This window comes from Nocardia sp. 348MFTsu5.1 (assembly GCF_000383535.1).
GTDB lineage: Bacteria > Actinomycetota > Actinomycetes > Mycobacteriales > Mycobacteriaceae > Williamsia > Williamsia faeni.
The window spans coordinates 83,175-103,552 of sequence record NZ_KB911510.1; the positions used below are offsets into that span (position 1 = coordinate 83,175).

The 20,378-nt window shown below is 63.6% G+C and carries 19 protein-coding genes; 9 read left to right on the plus strand and 10 right to left on the minus strand.

The window, feature by feature from the left end:
- Positions 1-118 precede the first annotated feature (118 nt).
- The 3 genes from H290_RS0103645 (at position 119) to H290_RS0103655 (ending at position 3,100) form a co-directional block, all read left to right on the plus strand.
- Positions 119-1,786 carry an FAD-dependent oxidoreductase gene (locus tag H290_RS0103645; RefSeq protein ID WP_196809492.1) on the plus strand — a complete coding sequence of 556 codons (1,668 nt, stop codon included), beginning with the start codon at positions 119-121 and terminating at the stop codon, positions 1,784-1,786.
- Positions 1,787-1,903: 117 nt separating this feature from the next.
- Positions 1,904-2,704 (plus strand): enoyl-CoA hydratase/isomerase family protein, encoded by an 801-nt coding sequence (locus H290_RS0103650; RefSeq protein WP_020105408.1) that lies wholly within the window; start codon positions 1,904-1,906, stop codon positions 2,702-2,704.
- Between the two features lie 54 nt (positions 2,705-2,758).
- Positions 2,759-3,100, plus strand: a complete 342-nt coding sequence (locus H290_RS0103655) for a DUF1801 domain-containing protein (protein WP_028462732.1) — start codon at positions 2,759-2,761, stop codon at positions 3,098-3,100.
- Between the two features lie 24 nt (positions 3,101-3,124).
- On the opposite strand, the gene H290_RS0103660 is transcribed toward H290_RS0103655, so the two are convergent.
- Positions 3,125-4,087, minus strand: a complete 963-nt coding sequence (locus tag H290_RS0103660; RefSeq protein WP_036518085.1) for a pseudouridine synthase — start codon at positions 4,085-4,087, stop codon at positions 3,125-3,127.
- Between the two features lie 177 nt (positions 4,088-4,264).
- Here H290_RS0103660 and H290_RS27725 point away from each other — a divergent pair, with 177 nt between their 5' ends.
- Positions 4,265-6,256, plus strand: a complete 1,992-nt coding sequence (locus H290_RS27725; RefSeq protein ID WP_020105411.1) for an MDR family MFS transporter — start codon at positions 4,265-4,267, stop codon at positions 6,254-6,256.
- A 112-nt stretch (positions 6,257-6,368) separates the two neighbouring features.
- Positions 6,369-6,803 (plus strand): hypothetical protein, encoded by a 435-nt coding sequence (locus H290_RS0103670; protein ID WP_020105412.1) that lies wholly within the window; start codon positions 6,369-6,371, stop codon positions 6,801-6,803.
- On the opposite strand, the gene H290_RS0103675 is transcribed toward H290_RS0103670, so the two are convergent.
- Entirely contained in the window at positions 6,804-8,150 is a 1,347-nt protein-coding gene (locus H290_RS0103675) for a cytochrome P450 (RefSeq protein ID WP_020105413.1), read from the minus strand.
- An 81-nt stretch (positions 8,151-8,231) separates the two neighbouring features.
- On the opposite strand from H290_RS0103675, the gene H290_RS0103680 reads away from it, so the two are divergent.
- The 3 genes from H290_RS0103680 (at position 8,232) to H290_RS0103690 (ending at position 10,708) form a co-directional block, all read left to right on the plus strand.
- Positions 8,232-8,849, plus strand: a complete 618-nt coding sequence (locus tag H290_RS0103680) for a TetR/AcrR family transcriptional regulator (protein WP_028462735.1) — start codon at positions 8,232-8,234, stop codon at positions 8,847-8,849.
- Positions 8,850-8,896: 47 nt separating this feature from the next.
- Entirely contained in the window at positions 8,897-9,829 is a 933-nt protein-coding gene (locus H290_RS0103685) for an SDR family NAD(P)-dependent oxidoreductase (protein ID WP_020105415.1), read from the plus strand.
- A gap of 66 nt (positions 9,830-9,895) precedes the next feature.
- Positions 9,896-10,708 (plus strand): CPBP family intramembrane glutamic endopeptidase, encoded by an 813-nt coding sequence (locus H290_RS0103690; RefSeq protein WP_020105416.1) that lies wholly within the window; start codon positions 9,896-9,898, stop codon positions 10,706-10,708.
- A gap of 27 nt (positions 10,709-10,735) precedes the next feature.
- Here the strand turns inward: H290_RS0103690 and H290_RS0103695 are convergent, their stop codons facing one another.
- The 4 genes from H290_RS0103695 to H290_RS0103710 all read right to left on the minus strand — a co-directional run bounded on the left by H290_RS0103695 (position 10,736) and on the right by H290_RS0103710 (position 15,161).
- Positions 10,736-10,963, minus strand: a complete 228-nt coding sequence (locus H290_RS0103695; protein WP_369758740.1) for a YbdD/YjiX family protein — start codon at positions 10,961-10,963, stop codon at positions 10,736-10,738.
- Positions 10,918-13,182: a carbon starvation CstA family protein gene (locus H290_RS0103700; protein ID WP_020105418.1), complete on the minus strand. Its 2,265-nt coding sequence runs from the start codon at positions 13,180-13,182 to the stop codon at positions 10,918-10,920. The genes H290_RS0103695 and H290_RS0103700 overlap by 46 nt, the downstream gene beginning before the upstream one ends.
- A gap of 244 nt (positions 13,183-13,426) precedes the next feature.
- Positions 13,427-14,140 (minus strand): DJ-1/PfpI family protein, encoded by a 714-nt coding sequence (locus tag H290_RS0103705; protein WP_020105419.1) that lies wholly within the window; start codon positions 14,138-14,140, stop codon positions 13,427-13,429.
- A 1-nt stretch (position 14,141) separates the two neighbouring features.
- Complete coding sequence (locus tag H290_RS0103710) at positions 14,142-15,161, minus strand: GlxA family transcriptional regulator (protein ID WP_051121884.1); 1,020 nt, start codon at positions 15,159-15,161, stop codon at positions 14,142-14,144.
- A 134-nt stretch (positions 15,162-15,295) separates the two neighbouring features.
- On the opposite strand from H290_RS0103710, the gene H290_RS0103715 reads away from it, so the two are divergent.
- Entirely contained in the window at positions 15,296-16,639 is a 1,344-nt protein-coding gene (locus H290_RS0103715) for a wax ester/triacylglycerol synthase domain-containing protein (protein ID WP_020105421.1), read from the plus strand.
- Positions 16,640-16,664: 25 nt separating this feature from the next.
- Here the strand turns inward: H290_RS0103715 and H290_RS0103720 are convergent, their stop codons facing one another.
- Genes H290_RS0103720 through H290_RS0103735 form a run of 4 tightly spaced genes read right to left on the minus strand, consistent with a single transcriptional unit; the run spans position 16,665 to position 20,351 of the window.
- Positions 16,665-17,651 (minus strand): glycine betaine ABC transporter substrate-binding protein, encoded by a 987-nt coding sequence (locus H290_RS0103720; RefSeq protein ID WP_020105422.1) that lies wholly within the window; start codon positions 17,649-17,651, stop codon positions 16,665-16,667.
- The gene (locus H290_RS0103725) at positions 17,648-18,385 is read right to left on the minus strand and encodes an ABC transporter permease (RefSeq protein WP_020105423.1); all 738 of its coding nucleotides are present in this window, start codon (positions 18,383-18,385) and stop codon (positions 17,648-17,650) included. Before H290_RS0103725 ends, H290_RS0103720 begins: the two co-directional genes overlap by 4 nt.
- Complete coding sequence (locus H290_RS0103730) at positions 18,382-19,710, minus strand: ABC transporter ATP-binding protein (RefSeq protein WP_020105424.1); 1,329 nt, start codon at positions 19,708-19,710, stop codon at positions 18,382-18,384. Before H290_RS0103730 ends, H290_RS0103725 begins: the two co-directional genes overlap by 4 nt.
- Complete coding sequence (locus H290_RS0103735; protein WP_028462736.1) at positions 19,707-20,351, minus strand: ABC transporter permease; 645 nt, start codon at positions 20,349-20,351, stop codon at positions 19,707-19,709. The genes H290_RS0103730 and H290_RS0103735 overlap by 4 nt, the downstream gene beginning before the upstream one ends.
- Positions 20,352-20,378: the final 27 nt, after the last annotated feature.

Here is a 20,378-nt window from a genome sequence, read left to right on the forward strand (position 1 = left end):
ACCGTTCCGGATATCGGAATGATCGGTTTCCTTGTGCCACTGCACCATCTAGCGTGACCGGTCAGGAGATCCGCCACAGGCGTGGTCTTGGCCAATGCCGATCATGCGGGAGATCTCGATGTCTGAAGTGAACAACAACCGGTGGGACGAAATCGTCGACGTGGTCGTCGTCGGTAGCGGTGGAGGTGCCCTGACGGCGGCATTGCGGGCCACCGACGGTGGCGCGAGCGTGCTCGTCGTCGAGAAGGACGAGTACATCGGCGGCACCACGGCGGTGTCCGGAGGGGACATGTGGATCCCGAACAACCACCACGTTGCCGACAAGGATTCCCGTGAGGACGCGATCGCGTACATCCACCGGCTGTCCGACGGCCGCGAAAGCGACCCATCGCTCGTCGAGGTGTACGTCGACACCGCGCCGGAGGCGATCCTCTATCTGGAGGAGCACACCGGATATCGGTCCGAGCCACACGTCATGCTCGATGACTACTACTCGGTGATCGGTGATCGCATCCCCGGCGTCCGCCCGTTTCCGAGATCGTTGTCCCCCAAGGCTTATCCGGCTGCGGCCGAATTGGGCGAGGAGCTGGCGAACAAGATCAACCGGGGCCCCTGGGTGCCGCCGGCCGAGGTGAGCTTCGCCGAGCAGCGGCGCGGTGACGTCAGCCCCGAGGAGCTCGAAAAGCGTCAGCGCGAGGGATGGCGGGCCAAAGGTGGCGGCCTGATCGCGCCGCTGCTCAAGGCGCTGGTCGACCAGGGTATCGAGGTGCGCACCGAATCCCCGGCAGTCGAGCTGGTCAAAGACGGATCGGCGGTTGTCGGTGTCGTGGTGGACGGACCGCAGGGCAAGACCAGGATCGGTGCACGCAAGGGCGTCGTGCTGGCTTGCGGTGGCTTCGAGTGGAATGCCGACATGGTGAAGGCCTACATCGGCTACGAGGTCAAACCGATGACACCGTGGGCGAATACCGGTGACGGCCACCTGATGGCGATGGAGATCGGGGCCAAGATGGGCTCGATGAGTACGTTCTTCAGCTACGGCGTCGTGTACGAGCCGTGGGAGACCGGACGCGACGGCAACCCGCTGCCGCAGATGATCATGGGCTTCGGCCCGGGCTCGATCATCGTGAATCAGCAGGGCGAACGGTTCATGCACGGCGGCTACACCTACAACGATTTCTCACATCCGTTCAACACCTTCGATCAGCGGGACCCCGGCTTCCCGAACAAACCTCCCGCGTGGATCATCTTCGGCGCTGCGCACTTCGAGCAGGGGATCATGGGCTCGAAACCGGGCATCGAACTGAACCTCACCGGACCCAACGGCGAAGAGCCACCGGAGTGGGTGGCGGTTGCCGGTTCGATCACCGAGCTCGCCGAGAAGATCGGCATCGACCCCGAGACGCTGTCGCAGACGGTGAACCGGTACAACGAACTCGCCGAAAAGGGCGAAGACCTGGACTGGGGCGACCCACAGCAGACGCACGCGCTCACCGGGCCCGACGTCGTTGACATCAAGCCGGTCGTCGGGCCGACATTCGGCGCGATCCAGCAATGGCCGGGCACCATCGGTACCAACGGTGGCTGCCGGGTCGATGCCGATGGGCGAGTTCTGGGCAACCGGGTACCGATCATCGACGGCCTCTACGCGGCCGGTAACACCTCCGCGTCGATCCTGGGGGCGACCTACCCCGGTGGCGGCGGCTGCATCGGGCCGAGCGTCACGATGGGCTACCGCGTGGGTCGGCATGTCGCTGCTCAGCCCAACCGTGACATCGGCGCCTGACCGTCGAACCCGCCCGGCGGAGCGAAGGTGGCAGCGCGGACGCATTCAGCGAATCTTTGGTGGTACCAATGAGCTCATGAGAGAGATGATCGGTCGAGTCGTCGTCGGACAACGCTGATGGCGGCGGTCATTGTCGAACGCGACGGTGAGATCACCACCGTGACCCTGAATCGCCCCGACGCGTTGAACACCGTCAACGTCGACCTGGTGCGGGAGTTGACGACCGCCCTCGATGACATCGACCGCGACCGCGGGTGCCGGGTTGTCATCCTGACGGGAGCCGGAAGGGCATTCAGTGCCGGACTCGACCTGAACGGGTACGGCGACGATGACTTCGCCGAGGAACGCGGCCCGATGGTCTCGGCATTCGAGCGCCAGAAAGATATCGCGGGTCTGGCTCAGCGTCTGCACGGATTGCGCCAGCCCGTCATCGCGGCGGTGAACGGACCGGCAGCCGGCGCTGGATTGGCGCTGCTCTGTGCCGGCGACATCCGGATCGGGTCGACCGCGAGCGTCTACGCGGTCGGGTTCATCAGGGCCGGTTTCTCTGCCTGCGATATCGGCCTTTCCTGGCTGCTGCCCCGTCTGGTCGGAACAGGCCGGGCACATGAGTTGATGCTGACCGGTCGGAAGTTCGATGCCACCCAAGCCGAAGAATACGGGCTGCTGGTGGATCTCGTCGAACCCGAAGCCCTGATGGAGACGGCGAGGTCGATCGCGCAATCGATTCTGGCGAACCCTCCGGTGTCGGTGGAGCTCACCAAGGTCGGGATGTGGGCTGCGGTCGAATCAGGTTCCTTCTCTGCCACAGTGGAATTCGAGAATCGGCAGCAGATGATCACAGCGATGACAGAGGATCGCGCCGAGGCAACCGCGGCATTCCTGGAAAAACGGTCGCCGGAGTATCGGCGACGATGATCATAGATCAGGCAGCGGTGGCCGACGACAGTCCTTTTCCGCTACCGTGACCCCATGAGTGGTGATTGGCGGGAATCCCGGGTAAGTGAGGTGCGGTCCTTGATCGTGCAGGCCGAGCCTGAGATCGTCGAAGAAGCGAAGTGGCGTAAGGCCTCGAATCCCGATGGCGTTCCGACGTTCTCGCTCGACGGCCTCATCTGCACACTCGAGACCTACAAGGACAAGATCAAGGTGACTTTTGCCCGGGGCGCCTCGCTCCCGGACCCGTCGAAATTGTTCAACGCAAGTCTCGATGCGGGTGTCCGGCGCGCGATCGACATCAAGGAGGCGGATGTCGTCGACGCCGATGCCTTCGTGGCACTGGTACAGGCCGCGGCCGCCCTGAATCGCGGGTAGCGATGATCAACCGCCGGAGATCGCTCAGCGCTCGGTAACCGGCGCTTCGCTCAACGTCCGGCGAGTGATGAACTTTCGTGGCAGTCCCGACAGTGGATCGGTGAATTCCAGTTCCCGCGCGAGCAATTGGAGTGGGAGGGAGTGGTCGTCTGGTTCTTCGGTGAGCAGGTCGGGATACCAACTGTCGCCGAGGATCCCGATTCCGAGTGCCGCAAGATGCACCCGTAGCTGGTGCTTGCGGCCGGTGTGCGGACGCAGGATCGTGTGCAGCACAGCGCGTCCGGACGCGCTGATGCCGCTGTCCTTCAGCTCGATGACGGTCTCCGCGTTGGGCTCCTGAGCATCGTCGACGACAACCCGCAACGTGCCGCGAGTCGCCGCTATGTGGTTGCGGTAGAGGACAGGAACGGCGCGCCCGGCAATCGCCGGTTCGTCGGAGTCCCACTCGAGCGGTCGCGCCGACACCGCCTCGTAGACCTTCACCACCCGTCGCTTTTCGAAGAGCGACTGGTATGCGCCACGCGTGGCGGGTCGGGCCGAGAACATCAGCAGACCGGCTGTCGCCCGGTCGAGGCGATGGATCGGCGTCAGATCCGGATTGTCGAGACGGGTCCGCAATCGGACGAGCGCGGACTCGCGCAGATATCGCCCGCCAGGGGTGGTCGGGAGGAAGTGCGGCTTGTCGATCACGACGAGGTCGTCGTCGGCGTGCAGGATCTCCTCCTGGAACGGCACGGGGTCCTCCGCCGGCAGATCGCGGTAGTACCAGACGAACGGGTCCGAACCGCCCAGCTCCGTGCCACGTCCGATCGGACGGCCGTCGCTGTCCACGATCTCACCGGCGTCGAACCGCCGGTACAGGTCGCCGGAGTCCAGGTGGTCGAACTTCGCGACGAAGTAGTCGGCGATCGTCGCCCACGGCCCGGATGCCGGGATACGCAGCCGCGTCGGTCCGACTCCATTTTTGACAGGCAGTGGTGAGGGCATCGGCACCGTGTCATCATCCCACCCGCTGCTGACTCGAGACATGGTTGCCTCGGGAATCCCGAGATCTTTGACGCCGATTCCCTCTGATCAAGTATCCCAAGCTCGTTCTGCGACAAACTGATCGACTGGCTGGGAGACTCTAGATGCACCGCGAGGCCGACCAGACGGGACCTGACGATGACCGAAGGCAAGACTGCTGGACCGGGCGCGCCGGTGGGCGAACTGGAGAAAAGGAAGATCTACGCCATCTTCGGTGGCCTGATGCTGGCGATGTTCCTGGCGGCGCTTGATCAGACGATCGTGTCGACGGCGTTGCCGACGATCGTCAATGATCTCGGGGGAGCCGACCATCTGACCTGGGTGGTCACCTCGTACATGCTGGCGACGACGGTGACCACTCCGCTCTGGGGCAAGCTCGGCGACCTGTTCGGGCGCAAGCCGCTGTTCATCGCGAGTGTGGTGATCTTCCTGGTCGGTTCGGCACTGTGTGGCCTCGCCGGGTCGATGGCGACATTGATCGCCTTCCGCGCGTTGCAGGGTGTGGGTGCCGGTGGCCTGATGGTGTTGGCGCAGGCCATCATCGGTGACGTGGTTCCCGCCCGTGAACGCGGCCGCTATCAGGGGCTTTTCGGTGCCGTGTTCGGACTGGCCAGTGTCGCAGGGCCATTGCTCGGTGGATTCTTGGTCGACAGTCTCAGCTGGCGGTGGGTCTTCTACGTCAACCTGCCGATCGGTGCGGTTGCCCTGGTCGCGGTGATTCTGGTGTTGCCGACGACCACGGCCCAGGTCAAACCCAAGATCGATTACGTAGGTGTGCTGCTACTCGCTTCTGCCGCCACGTCCATCGTGTTGGTGACCAGCTTTGGTGGACTGTGGGGGTGGACGTCGGTGCGCGTGCTCGGGCTGGCCGTCATCGGTCTGGTGTGCGTTGTTGCGTTCGTGATGGTGGAGCGGCGAGTTCCGGAACCGGTGATGCCACTGCGGTTGTTCACCAACCGGGTGTTCGCCGTTGCCGCGGCCGTCGGATTTGTTGTCGGCTTTGCGATGTTCGGTGCCATCACGTTCCTGCCGCTGTTCCTGCAGACGGTGGGCGGGGCGACGGCCACCGAGTCGGGTCTGAACATGATCCCGATGATGGCGGGTCTATTGATCACCTCGATCGGCAGTGGCCAGCTCATCAGCCGGACCGGACGCTACAAGGTGTTCCCGATCCTTGGCACCGCGATCTTCACCGTCGGGCTGTACCTGTTGTCGACGATGGATCGTTCAACCTCAGATGTGACCATCGGGCTGTATCTCTTCGTCCTGGGCATGGGGCTGGGGATGGTGATGCAGGTTCTGGTTCTCGCGGTCCAGAACGCCGTCGAGTTCCGCGACCTCGGAACCGGAACCAGCGGTGCGACATTCTTCCGCACGATCGGCGCATCGGTGGGGGTGGCCGTATTCGGTGCGGTGTTCAATTCTCAGCTGGAATCGAACCTGTCGGGCGCCGTGCCGGACGGGGCAGTGGGACGGTGTTCTTCTGAGATCCTGCAAGCCTCGTCGGACGGACTCCTGACCTGCCCACCGGTGGTGCAGGAGTGGTTCCTCAGCGGTTTCACCGACGCGTTCGGAGTCGTGTTCATCGTGGCAGTTCCCTTCGGAGCGCTGGCATTTGCACTCGCCTGGCTGTTGCCGGAGGTTCCACTGCGGGATGTCACGAAGATGCCCGATGTCGGGGCGTCGTTCGGCTTGGCCGGTGAGCGAACATCCTTGGAGGAGTTGCGGCTTCAGATCTGGCGAACCCTCGGCCGCGAAGATCGGCTCCGGATCTGGGAAGGGGTGGTCGATCAGGCAGGCAGCTCGCTGACGCGAGGCGAGGCGTGGATGGTCAGCCGAGTGGCCGAAGAGGGAACCCGCGAACTCCACCTGATGTCGGAGGCTTCCCAGACGCCGCTCTCGGTCGTCGAGGAGACCGCGCAGCAACTGCAGCAGCGCGGAATGATCGACATCGGCCATGGTCTGGCGGTCATCACCCCGGCCGGTCAGCAGGAAGCGGAACGTCTGTTGGTCGCTCAGCGGCAACGGCTCCAACATTTTGTCGACAATTATCCCGGCAGCGATGAAGCCGACGTCGATGAATTGCTCGACGAGATCGCGCGGCGGTTGCACGCCGAGTCCCCGGCCTGAATCGCGTCACCGCTTTCTGTGTACGAGTGACAAGATGGCACACCCTGGTAAAGAATGCTTCGCAGAGCCAAATCATCTGAGGGATCGCCAACCGCGTGGGGGATGGTTACGAATGTTTGAAGGGGACGGTCCACGGGGTCTTGACGCGTTGTCGCGCGTCGGCGGTGGCGGCGATCGGTGGCGACCGGAAACTGTCTATCTGGGTGGGGACGATCTGCGGACGAAGGCGCTGGTGTCGGTGATACGCCGCCTGGCTTCACCGGCGGCTGATCAGATCGCGTTTCTCGACCGTTTGGATGTGGGTGTCGAAGAGCTCGCGCTGCAATTCACCGACCTCACCACGTCGATGCCGCACGGGCTCAGCGAGACGTGTCGTGGTGACCTGCGGCGGCTCGATCAACTCCTGGCGGAGATCTCGGAGCCAGATAGGTCCGCGCTGCTGGTGTTCGACGCTCTCGAGTCTGCGCCCGAGTGGGCACGGGTACGCACACTCGCCCACACGTTCCTGGCCGACCTCGCAGCGCCGCCGGGAACGGGTCGTTGGTGATCAACCGATCCGGGTGAGGTCAATCGGCATGCCGTCGGTTGGATAGGGCAGTGAAATCCAGCTGAGCTCTGCCGGCCTGTTCGCGGGTACCGTCCAGCGGAAGTTGAGCAGATAGTGGTGCAGCACTGACCGCACCTCGAGGTCTGAGAACACCTGCCCAAGGCATCGATGTGCGCCGCCGCCGAATGGGTTCCACGAGAACTTGTGTACCTTGTCCTCCTGCCGTTCGTCTGAAAAGCGCTCGGGATCAAAGCGTTCCGGATCGGTCCACAGCTCGGGCAAGTGGTGGTTGTGATGCAACCCGAGCGCGACCGGTGTGCCTTTCGGGATGTGATGGCCGGCGATGGTCGTGTCTGCACGGGCCCGTCGGACGACCACCGGGACCGGTGTGATCAGCCGTTGGCACTCTTTGATCACCAGGGTGGCCGAAAACAGTTCGCCGAGTTGGTCCGGGTTGGGTGAGTCGGTCTTCAGCGCAATCGATTCCTGACGGCATCGCTCCTGCCACTCAGGATGCTTCCCGAGTTCGAAGAGAACGGTACTCAGGGTGCTGGTGGAGGTGTCGTGGGCAGCCATCATCAGGAAGATCATGTGATTGATGACGTCCCGTTCCGACAGACGTTCGCCGTCGGCTTCGACCCGGCATAAGACGCTGAACACGTCGTCGCCCAATCGTTCTCGTCGCGACGGCAGATAGCGCTCGAAAAACTCCTCGAGCGTGGCCCGCCCGCGGACGCCGCGACGCCAGCGCGTGAAGGGAAGTGGGTATCGCACAATCGAGGTCGCGGCCTGAACGCATCCGATGAACGACCGGTTGACTCGGTCGATTTCACCGGGCTGGAGTCCCTCGGCCCCGCCCATGAACAGTTCCGTGGCGATGTCGAGGGTGAGTTTCTTGAGCGCCGGGTAGGCGAGATGATTTTCCGACGCAGCCAACGTGCGAACATGTTCGGCGATGGTCGGCTGCATCAGTTCCGTGTAGGCGGCCAGTCGTGCCCGGGTGAACGCCTTGGCCAGGATGCGTCGATGGCTGCGGTGTTCGTCGCCGTCGAGCAGCATCAGGCCCCGATCGAAAAACGGGCCGATCAGCGTGCGCCAGCCATCGCCGCTCACCAAGGCACCGTCGCGGTTGATCAGGGCTTCGCCCAGGGCGTCAGGTCCGAGGACCAGCGCCCACTTCTGGCCCAGGAACGACAGCTCAGAGACCTGGCCGTGCAACCGGTATTGCTTCTCCATCAACTCCAATGGCTTGCGGAAATAGGCGTACGAGTGTCCGAGAAACGGCACCGAGCGACCACCGCTGACAGGTGTGGTGCCGGCCGGTGCGAGGGATGTCTTATGGGCCATGCGAGCGAATTCCTATCTGACAGGACTTCCTTCCTGATTAGGTAGCGTGCATCACGTGAGGGCTGGTGTCAACATGGTGCGGTGGCCGGATCAGAGCGAAAGTACGGTGGCGCAAGCGCTCATGAGCGGGTGAGTCGTCGGCGTCGGCAATTGCTCGACGCGGCCTTGGAGGTTGTGTCGTCCATGGGAGCCGAACGCGCGACCATGACGGCCGTGTGCCGCTGCGCCGGATTGAGTGAGCGGTACTTCTACGAGAGCTTCCCGGGACTGGACGCGCTGATGGGGGATCTGCTCGACGAACTTGCGCATGAGGTGCGGGCCGCGGTCCTCGCGGCGTTGTCGCACGACATGAACGCCGCGCCAGAGGAGCAGATCCGTTCGGCCATAAGCGCTTTTATCGCCATCATGACCGAGGACCAGCGCAAGGGGCAGGTCGTGCTCACCGAGTCGCTGGGTCTGAGGGCGACACGCGAGCATCGCCGCGCCATCGTCAACGAGTTCGCCGACCTGTTGGCCGCTCGGATTCCAGAGTTGTTCGGCGACGACGCGGTGCCGGTCGAAGACCGCCGGCCACTGGCATTGTTGCTGGTCGGAGGTATCGCCGAGTTGACTGCCGAGTGGGTTTCGGGCGGACTGGTGGCAACACCGGACCGGATCGTCGACGTGGTGACGAGGCAACTCGCCCTCAACCGGATCTAATTCTGGGAAACTGTTACCGACGCAGATGTCGGGAGGGGAGTGCGCTGATGAGAGACAGCTACTTCCACTGGAATCTGCATGCGATGCCGGATCAGAGTGGTCGGCGGATCATTGTCACCGGCGCCAGCAGTGGGCTCGGCGCGATCATGGCCCGGGAGTTGGCGAAACGCGGCGCCGAGGTGGTCCTGGCGGTACGCGACGTCGTCAAAGGACAACGGGTGGCCGAGAAGATCCGGGCCTCGCGCCCGGACGCCCGGGTGCAGGTCGGGGCGATCGAATTGACCAACCTGAAGTCGGTGCGGGCCTTTGCGAGCCGAATGACTGCTCTGGACAAGCCGATTGATGCTTTGATCCTCAATGCCGGAGTCGGCAATCAGCCCTACGTCGTGACCGCGGACGGTATCGAGAGCACCTTCGCCGCCAATGTGGTCGGACATTTTGAACTGACCGGCAAACTGTTGCCGCTTCTCGAACGTGGTGACGCGGCCCGGGTGGTCAGCGTAGGCTCCAACCTCTACCGTCGGGTCAAGGTGGATGTCGACTTCAGTGACCTGAGTTTCGAGCACGACCATTCACCGCACGGCGCCTACGTCGTCTCGAAGGTGGCGACCGTGCTGTTCGCCCTTGAACTCGAGAATCGGCTACGTGAAAGCGGTTCCTCGGTAAGAAGTTTCATCGCTCATCCCGGGTTGAGCAAGACTCCCATGCACAACGCGGTGAACGGTATTGTGGCGAAATCGGTGATGGCGGTGGCACATGCGACGGTGTCCCGCAACCCGGAAGAGGGTGTCCTGCCGCTTCTCTTCGTCGCCACCAGTGCGCACGCGGAGACCGGCAGATTCATCGGGTGGCATCTGCGGCGGAGCGACAAACGGATCTGGAGCGATGAGATCAGGGGTGTGGGTCTCAATCATGATCTGGCGCAGCAGATGTGGGAAGCGATCGAATCGGTGACCGCAGCCTCGGAACAGGACAGGTGAGTCGGTCCTCACAGATCGGGGATGTCGCGCCCTGTGCGCTGTGAAGTCGACCGTTAGGCTTGCGCAGTGAACACCAAAGAACCTGCGGCCGCGCCTCGGATCACCGGTCGCCATCTCTCATACATCGCCTTTGCCATCGTTGTCATCGTGTACCTGGTGATCATCCAGTTCGGGGGTCGCCTCATCGACGGGTGGGCCGACGAAGACGAAACCTTCACCACCCGCGGTGTCGTCTTCACGATGGTGATTCCCCTTGGCCTGGCCTTTGTGTTCACCTACTTGGTCATCTCGGCGCTGGGCTGGTGGCGGCCGGTGATCAAGGACGACAGACCGGTCAACCGCTGGGTGTGGGTCGTGCCCATCGTTCTGATTGTCGCCATCCTGCTGGGTATCGACTACAGCGCGCTTGCCGACAAGGGATGGCTGTTCATCGTCGCTCTTCTCGTTGCCACCCAGTTCGTCGGATGGGGTGAGGAAGGCATGTTCCGCGGCATCGGCGTGACCGTGCTGCGCAACCATGGCCTCAGCGAGGGCCGGGTTGCGCTGTGGTCCAGCGTCATCTTCGGTGCAGTCCACCTGACGAACGCATTCGGGCATGGTGCGTCCGCGATCCCCCAGGCGATCATGGTGAGTTTGGCCGGGTACTTCTTCTATCTCACCCGCCGGGTCTCGGGCGGCAATGCGCTCAATTCGATATTGCACGGACTCTTCGACTTCGCGCTGCTGAGCAGCACTGCGATCGTGCTGGATCAGGCGGTTTACGCCGGCGCCTTCGCTCCCATCCTCGTCTACCCGATCCTGGCCATCATCCTGTTGGTCAAACGGCACGACATCGAACCGTCCCGCGAGACCGGCGACCCGATCCCGTCCGCCGCGTAACAGCGACCTTTTCCACTGCAGGGGCGATCAGCAGCAACGGCCCTGTGGGTTGTTGTCCTGCGCGGCGTAGCGATTGCGCCAGTAGTCACTTTCGGTCAACGGCGGTGTATCCGGATGCCGCGCAGTGTGATGCGTGACATAGCGCCGATAATCGTTGTCGCCCATGACCGACCGGATATACCAGTGCACCGCCCGGATACCGCGCCGCATCAGTGATGCAGCTGTCGTGGATTCTCCTTCAGATACTCGTCCCATTCCCGCTGCACCTCCTTTTCGGTCGGTGTCGGGAACATTCCGCTGGGCGCGAAGTATGTGGATTCGGTGGGTTCATCCTCAGCGGTCGGTAGTCCGCCCATGCGAATCGCTTTGACGGAGACGAAGACTGCGGCGATGACGACGATCAGGACGAGCACCGCAAACACGATCGAGAGCGTGCCCTGGATGAACGTATTGCGGATCACCGCGTCGATCTCGCTGGATGTCTTCGCGGATTTGAAGGCGGTGAGGCCGGAATCCTTCGCATCGACAAAGTCTTGATGCTGTTGCCAATAGCCGATGGCGGGGTTGTTCGAGAAGATCTTCTCCCACGACGCCGTCATGGTCACCGCCAGATCCCAGACCAGCGGAACCCCGGGTATCCAGGCCCATTTGACGAGTCCGCGCTTGAGCACGACCACCAACACCACGGTCAGTGCGATCGCGGCCAGCAACTGATTGGCGATGCCGAAGAGGGGGAACAGGGTGTTGATACCGCCGAGGGGGTCGGTCACACCCATCAGCAGGATCGATCCCCACAGTGCGACCACGATCAGCGTGCACAACCAGGCACCGGGGCGCCACGAAGGATTCTTGAAACGCTTGCCGCCCTTCACATTGCTCAAGCCGTCGGAGAGCATGAACCGGGCTACGCGGGTTCCGGCGTCGACGGTTGTCAGGATGAACAGCGCCTCGAACATGATCGCGAAGTGATACCAGAAGGATCGCATCGATTCACCGCCGAATGCTTCCTGCATCGTGTCGGCCATACCCATGGCCAGTGTTGGTGCACCACCGGTCCTGGAGATGACCGATTCTTCACCGACCGCTCTGGCCGCCTCCTCCAACTGCGCGGCCGTGGCCGGATCCCCGCTCAGGCCAAGTCCGTTGACGTATTCCGCAGCGGTTTCCGGCGTACCACCGGTGACGGCTTTCGGTGCGTTCATCGCGAAGTACAAGTGCTGGTTGAGGATACAGGCGGTGACCAGGGCCATGATCGCGACAAACGATTCGGTCAGCATGCCGCCGTATCCGATGATCCGGGCCTGGCTCTCCTTCTCGAGCATCTTCGGCGTTGTCCCGGAAGCGATCAGGGAATGAAAACCGGAGAGGGCGCCGCACGCAATGGTGATGAACAGGAATGGGAACAGCGAACCGGCAAAGGCGGGTCCCTGGCCGTTGTGGGCGAACTCGCTGACCGCGGGTGCCTGCATGACCGGGCGGGCGATCACGATGCCCACTGCCAGCAGCAGGATCGTGCCGACCTTCATGAAGGTGGACAGGTAGTCGCGCGGTGCCAGCAGTAGCCAGACAGGCAATACGGCCGCGGCGAACCCGTAGATGATGATGCACCAACTCAGGAAAACCGGTGAGAGACTGAACAGGTCTTTGCCCCAGGCTGATTCACCGACCCACCGCCCGGAGATGATGGCGAGCATCAGCAGGACGAAACCGATAAGCGAGACCTCGGAGACGTTTCCTGGGCGCAGGTAGCGCAAATAGACACCCATGAACAGGGCGATCGGGATCGTCATCGCCAGAGAGAAGACACCCCAGGGGCTTTCGGCCAGTGCGTTGACAACCACGAGTGCCAGTACCGCGATCAGGATGATCATGATCACGAACACCGCGATCAATGCCGCGAAGCCACCGACATCGCCGAGTTCGTCGCGGGCCATCTGACCGAGGCTGCGGCCCCGTCGCCGAGTGGAAATGGACAACACCAGATAGTCCTGGACGCAACCGGCGAACACCGCGCCGATGATGATCCAGATCGTTCCGGGCAGATAGCCCATCTGTGCGGCCAGCACCGGGCCCACCAGCGGTCCGGCGCCGGCGATGGCGGCGAAATGGTGTCCGAACAGCACCCGCCGGTCGGTGGGCATGTAATCCTGCGCGTTGTCGAGGACTTCGGCAGGCGTCGCGTGGTCGTCGCGGGGGCGCACGATCTTCATCTCGATCAGCCGCGCGTAGAACCGGTAGCCGATGATGTAGGTACAGATCGCAGCGATGACAAACCAGACGGCGTTGACGTTTTCGCCACGCACAAACGCGATGATCGCCCAGGCGAACGCGCCGATAATGGCGATCACCGCGAAGGTGACTCGTTTTCCGACCGTCATCGGACTGCGATCGATGATCGCGACCGGCGGTAGATCGGGGTCGGTGCGGATCAGGTCGATATGCGGATTTGGTCGGCGTTCCTGCGTGTCGGTCACCGGGACTCCTGGGTGCGTTGTGGGCGATAGGAGAGTGCTTCACCATTGTGGCGCGGGTCACTCTACGCCCGGACCGGATCCGCGATCTTCACCCCCTCCGTCGTTGATTTGCAACCTCATCGGGTAATGGTGCTCTTGCCCAATGCCAGTCCGGCGAAGGCGACCTCATGCCGCGAGGCCTCGACAACGCCGCCATCGCGCGACGACTGTTCCTGTCGGAGCACACGGTCCGGAGCCGGGTGAGTCAGCGGTTCCGGACCTTCGCAAGGCTCTGCGTCCAGGCGAGTTTGGTGATCGCCGACAGGTGGGCCGGGTTGACGCTCTCCTTCGTGAGCAGGACGAGGGCCAGGGCTTTCGCCGAGGTGGTTGACTTGCTGAGGTGTCCGGCATCAAACGGCGGTTGAGGGTCGTACTCGATCGCCAGCTGAATCGCCTCGGCCCGCGTGGTCCCACCGACCTTCCCGGCGATCCACAAGGCCAGATCGATCCCCGCCGATACCCCGGCACTGGTTACCACGCGGCCGGAGAACACGATTCGCTCATCGCCGACGGGCGTCACGCCGAACAGGCGCAGCGAGGGCAGCACCTGCCAGTGACTGGTGGCACGCTGATCGGTCAAGAGGCCGGCCGCAGCAAGGATGACCGAACCGGCACACACCGACGACGTCCACGCCGTGGTCTCATGCACCTGGCCGAGCCAGGCCAGCAGGTGCTTGTCCCGGGCATGGATCCCCACGGACGAGCTACCGCCCGGCACCACAACGATGTCGGGGCGCGGGGTTTCGGCCAGGGTGTGTGTGGCCCCGAGTATTGCGACCCCGGAATCGGCGGTGATGGGTCCGGCCTCGTGCCAGACGAACCGGACCTCTGCGTCCGGAAGAAATCTGAGAACCTCGTACGGGCCGATCACGTCGAGTGCGGTGAATCCGGGGTATAGAACGATCGCTATCTGGGTCATGTCAACGCTCCGAAGATTCGAGTTCGGCGGCGGCGAGTGCCGCGGCTCTAATAGGGGAGTTGGTCTGCGCAAAGGACTGCCGGTAGGTGTCGGGGGGTATCCCGATGCTGCGCAAGAAGGCGCGGCGCATCACTTCGGCGGAGCGGAAGCCGCACCGCGTCGCAATGGAAGCGTTTGTGTCGCTGGATGTTTCAAGGTGCGCCCGGGCGATGTCAACCCGGATCTTCTCGACGTAGCGGCCCGGCGGTATTCCCACCTCCGCGGTGAACAGGCGGGTGAAATGCCGCTCACTCATTCCGGCCCGGCCGGCGAGATCGGGGACGCCGCACGGCCGAGAGGGATCTGCCTCGATGTATTCCTGTGCCGCGCGGACAGGTGTGGAGCGGGCTCGTGGCGTCCACACCGGGGGCGCGAACTGGGATTGAAAGCCGGACCTACGCCGATACAGCACAAGCCACTGGGCCACCGACTGCGCGATGTCCTGATCGTGGTCGTCCTCGACGAGGGCGAGTGCGAGATCGATCCCCGAAGAGACACCGGCCGAGGTCCAGATCTTTTCGGAGCTGCGACAGAAAATCGACGACGGATCGACCTCGACGGCCGGATATCGACGCCGGAGTTCGTCGGCCAGTGCCCAGTGTGTGGTCGCGGGCAGGCCGTCGAGCAGGCCGGCTTCGGCCGCGAGAAACGCCCCCGTGCACACCGTGGCAATCCGGGTCGATCGGAAGCGTTCGTCGGCCAGCCATGCACTGCAGTCAGGCCCGGTGCTGTGGTCGATCGCGCCGGCGCCGCCCGGGATGATCAACGTGTCGATGTGGGATCCGGGTTCGGGCAGCGGGCAGGTGTGGAAGGTGAGGGCACCGCTCGTCCGCAACGGTTGCCCGGTCGGTGAGGCCACGACGACGTCGTAGCCGTCTCCTTCCGGAAGTAGGAGCGTGGCGGTGTCGAACACCTCTGCCGGTCCGACCAGGTCCAGCGCCTGGACACCCTCATATGCAAGCACGACGACGGTTCTGGTCACCACAACAGCATCTTCCACCGACGCCGTGGCGTCCAGGACGGGTATCCCACGATTTCAGACATCGCAATGATTCGGGACATCGCCGCGCAAGGAATCCGGTGCCTCGACGTGGGTTGCTTAGGTAGGTTCACCACATGGAGCGAATGGCGCCGGTCGACGCCCAGATGTACTGGATGTCGGACAAGATCCCGAATGACCAGTTCCTCCTCTATGCCTTTGGCGGTGCACCGGAACAGCTGGATAGCGCAATCGACGACGTCCTCGAACGGGTCCGGGCCGTGCCGGATCTGAGCCTGCGGATCGCTGCCGTCGACTGCGCCCTGGACTACCCGTACTGGGTTCGCGGCGACGTCGACCGCGATCAGGTCGTCGTGCACAGCGAGGGGACCACCCAGTGGCCCGATTGCCTGCGCCTGGTGGCCGGTCTGGCCGATGACCAGCTCGATCCGCGGGAGTCCACGTGGCGGCTGCATCTGTTCGGAGCCGTTGAAGGCGCGCCGAATTGTGCGGCCGCGGCCACCGTGGCGGTCTTCCAGGTCAGCCATGCGCTGGGAGACGGAATCCGGTCGTCCGCTCTGGCCCGCGCAATATTCTCGCCGCAGCCGCCGACGGACCCGGTGACTGCCGAAGCCCAGACGCCGTACTCCGTCGTGCACGCAGCCGCGCTCGCAGCCATCCGGTTTCCCAAGCAGATCGGATCGCTGGGCTGGCGGGCGATCGAAGCCACCCGCACTCATCGGCAGCTGGTCGACGACGTCGCCACCGGCGCAGTGCCTCCGGCGTCAGCAGGCCGGCCACTGCTGTCCACCAACAGCCGCCCCGAAGGGGAACGGGCGATTCGAACCCTGGTGTTCCGCCGCGACGACTTCCCCGGGCCGACGGTGACCATCAGTGCGCTCACCGCGATCTCGCTGGCTTTGTCCGATCACTTACGGTCAACCGGCGAGGACCCTGAGACACTCGGTGCCGAGGTATCGATGGAGAAGTTCGGAAAACCAATGGGGCGTAACCATTTCCGAAATGTCGGAATCGGCCTGTACTCGGGGACGGCCGCATTGGAGGTCCGGACCGGACAGATCGCCGAAGCGTTGGGGGAGCGGCAGTTACGGAACAGCCACCCGGCACTGCGGGCGTCCGACGAAGCATTCGCGGCGATCCCGGCGCCGTTGTTGCGATGGGGCGTCTCACAATTCGACCCGACCGTCGTTCCGGCTTCGGTGTCCGGCAACACCGTGGTGTCGAGTGTGAACCGGGGCGCGGCGGACCTGAGGTTCGGAGACCGGCCGGTGGCCTTCACCGCGGGCTATCCGGCGCTGTCGCCGGTGATGAGTGTGACGCACGGTGTCCACGGCATCGGCGACACCGTGGCGATCAGCGTCCATGCATCGCACTCGGCGATCGAAGACATCGACAGCTACATGGACATGCTGCGGGCCTCGGTCGCATGGAACCAGATCGTCAGGGCATCCGGCCGTTAGCCCGGACTGAGCCGGGTTCGCGCACCTACTCGATCAGTCCCTCGCTCTTGAGCCAGTCGTAGGCCACATCGGCGGGATCCTCGCCGTCGATATCGACACGACCGTTGAGTTCCTGCATCAGATCATCGGTGAGGCGCTCGGAGATCGTGCCGATCAGATCCCGCAATTGCGGGTAGCGCTCGATGATTTCGCCTCGAACGACTGCCGAGCCGCTGTATGGCAGGAAGAACTCTTTGTCGTCGTCGAGGACGACAAGGTTCAGGTTCTTGATCCGACCGTCGGTGGTGTAGACCATGCCGAAATTGCACGGATCGCTGTTCGCTGTCGAGGTGTAGACCACGCCGGCATCCATGCGGGTCACGTTGCCGGTGGGAACCCCGTTTTCGGTGTTGTACGGAATGCCGTACTTCTCGAGCATCGGCAGGAAACCGTCGGAGCGACTGAAGAATTCGTCATCGACGCAGAACGTCCGGTCATCAACGGGGAGTGCGGCGACGTCGGACAGCGTTTTCACCTGGAGGCGTTCGGCCGTCGGCGTGGAGGCGCCGAACGCGTAGGTGTTGTTGAAGTTGGCCGGCGGCAACCACTCCAGGTTGTACTCGCTCTTCTCGATATCGTGCACCCGCTGCCACAACTCTTGCGGGTCCGAGATCGTCTCGGTCTGGTTGTGGTAGTTGACCCAACCGGTGCCGGTGTATTCCCAGAGTATGTCGGCGTCGCCGTTGAGCTGGGCCTGTCGCGACGACGCGGAACCCGGCGCCCCGGTCAGGTCGGTGACATCCGCGCCCGCTGCGGCCAGGTAAGTGGCGGTGATCTTGCCGAGCAGTACGCCCTCGGTGAAGCTCTTGGACGTGACCACCAGGTCAGCACCGTCCAACGGCTTGTCTCCGCCTGGCAAGCTCGCGTCGTGAAAGGTTCCTGACGAGCTCACCAAGCCGCAGCTGGACAGCATCGCCACCGCAGCGACAAGTGTGAAAAGGGCGGTGGCCAGCCGTGCCCGCGACGACCTCATGCGATGCCTCGTGGGGTCGCGGCGAGCTCAACCAGTCTGCCGAGCCAGTCGATGATCATCGCCAGCAGCGCGACCAGGATCGCACCCGAGAGGAGCAGCTTGGGCAGGAACAGGGTGACCCCGGTTGTGATCAGCGTGCCGAGACTGGTCGCGCCGATGAAGGTGCTCAGCGTTGCGGTGCCCACCAGGATGACGAGGGCGGTTCGTACACCGTTGAGGATCACCGGCACCGCGAGCGGCAGCTCTACCTGAAACAGCGTCCGAGCGGCCGAGTAGCCGATGCCGCGCGATGCCTCGATCGTGCGCTGATCCACTTGCCGGAGTCCGGTGATGGTGTTCTGCAGGATCGGCAGTGTCGCGTATACGACGAGACCGACGACCGCGGTGCGGAATCCGGTGCCCAACCAGAAGGTGAACAGGACGAGTAGACCGACGGCAGGCGCGGCTTGGCCGACGTTGGCGATATTGATCACGATGGACTCGTAGCGCTTCAGCGAGCGGCGGGTCAGCGCGATGCCCAAGGGAATCGCGATGACGATCACGATCGCGGCGGCCGTCAGTGCGAGCCTGATGTGGTCGAGAATCGTGATTCGCAGGTTGTCCCAGCCCAGCGATGCCGACTCCGTGGGGGTCAATGTCGTTGATTGGTACCAGAGGATGTACCCGACGCCGACGACGACAATGATGATCGGTTCGAACCACACATCCATCGGCAGGCGGCGCAGACGAGTCATGGCTGCGTGCCCGATCCGTTGTCGTCGGAGACGACTTGCGATTCGGCTTCGACGACCACGTGCGGTTCCTCGTCGGCTGCCACCACCGGCGTCGGCGACGTATCCGATCCGTCGACGTAGTTCTCGTACGAGGTGCCGTACTCTTCGGCGCGCACATCGGCGAGCTTGGTTTGAATCGTCTGGGTTACGGTACCGATGCCGAGCGAACCGATGACCGCGCCGCGGCCGTCGGTCACGAGCGCAGCACCCTGGCTCGCGGCAAGCATGGCATCGAGCGCATCGTTGAGAGTCGAGGATTGAGCGATGACGGGCAGCCGACGATCGAGATAGTCGGATACGGCCGGTTTGCTCGCCAACTGCGACAACGACGGCCACGACCGCGGCCGTCCGCTCTCGTCGACGACGACCACCCACGTCTGCCCGGCCGCCCGCGCACGGTTGATCACGCCCTGCGACGCCTCGCCGATCCGCGCGGTGACTATCTCGTCGTACTCGACGTCGCGAACCCGGGTGACGGTCAGATACGCCAGCTTGGCCCCCGACCCGACGAACTCCTCCACGAACGGCGTCGCCGGGTCTGTGAGGATCTCTTCCGGTGACGCGTACTGCTCAACGTGTCCGCCCTCGGACAGAATGAGGACCTTGTCGCCGAGTTTGGTGGCTTCCTCGAAATCGTGCGTGACGAACACGATGGTCTTGCCCAGTTCGTGTTGAATCGCGATCAAGCTGTCCTGCAAGCGAACCCGAGTGATGGGATCGACCGCACCGAACGGCTCGTCCATGAGCAGGACCGGCGGATCGGCTGCGAGCGCACGGGCCACCCCGATGCGTTGCTGCTGCCCGCCGGACATGTCCTTGGGCAGCCGATCGGAGAAGACATCCGGGTCGAGACCGACGAGATCGAGCAGGTACTCGGTGCGTGCGGCGATCCGCTTTTTGTCCCAGCCGAGCACCCGGGGGATGGCACCGACGTTCTTGGCAACCGACCAGTGCGGGAACAGTCCACCGGACTGGATGACGTAGCCGATCGACTGCCGCAGCGTGTTCGGATTCTCCCTGGTGACGTCGCGTCCACCGATGAAGATCCGGCCCTCGGTCGGCTCGATCAGCCGGTTGATCATCTTGAGGGTGGTCGTCTTGCCGCAGCCGGACGGACCGACGAACGCGACGACATCGCCTGCCTCGATCTCGAGGTCGAGTCGTGCGACCGCCGGCTTGTCCTGGCCCTTGAAGCGTTTGACGACCGCGTCCAGCGTGATTGCAGCGCCGGTGACGTTGCGATCCGGTGCTGCCGGGGCGGGCCGGCTGGTCACGTCGTCGGTCATGAGAGTCCCTTTGCGATGGTGAAGCGGCCGAGTAGGACGAGGAGAGCGTCGAACACCAGCGCGATGATGACGATGAGAATCGTTCCGGTCAGGGTCATTTCGAGCGCATTCGCGCCACCGAGCCGGGACAGTCCGTTGAAGATCAGCGAGCCGAGGCCCGGTCCGAGCACGTAGGCGACGATGGCGGCGACCCCGACGATCATCTGAGTGGAGATCCGGATCCCGATGAGAATCACCGGCCAGGCTATCGGGAATTCGACGGTCAGCAGAATTCGCCAGCGCGACAGGCCGATGCCTTGGGCGGATTCGATGACTGACGCGGGCACGGACCGCAACCCGACGATCGTGTTGCCGATCACCGGCATCGTCGCGAAGAACGCCAGCATGATGAACGACGGGACCACTCCCAGCCCGAACGGTACGAGCAGAATCGCCAGCAGTGCCAGCGAGGGAATCGTCAATGCAACACGACTCGACGTCAGGGTCAGCGCAGACAGGAACGGGAGCCGATAAACCGCCACCGAGATGAGAATTGCCGCGATGGTGCCGACCAACACGGTTTGAAATGCCAGGGACGCGTGTTGATATGTCAGGAATGCGAGAGTCTCACCTCGCCCTTGGAGGTAATTCCACAAGTCCACTGGATTCCCATCACCAGCCATCACGAC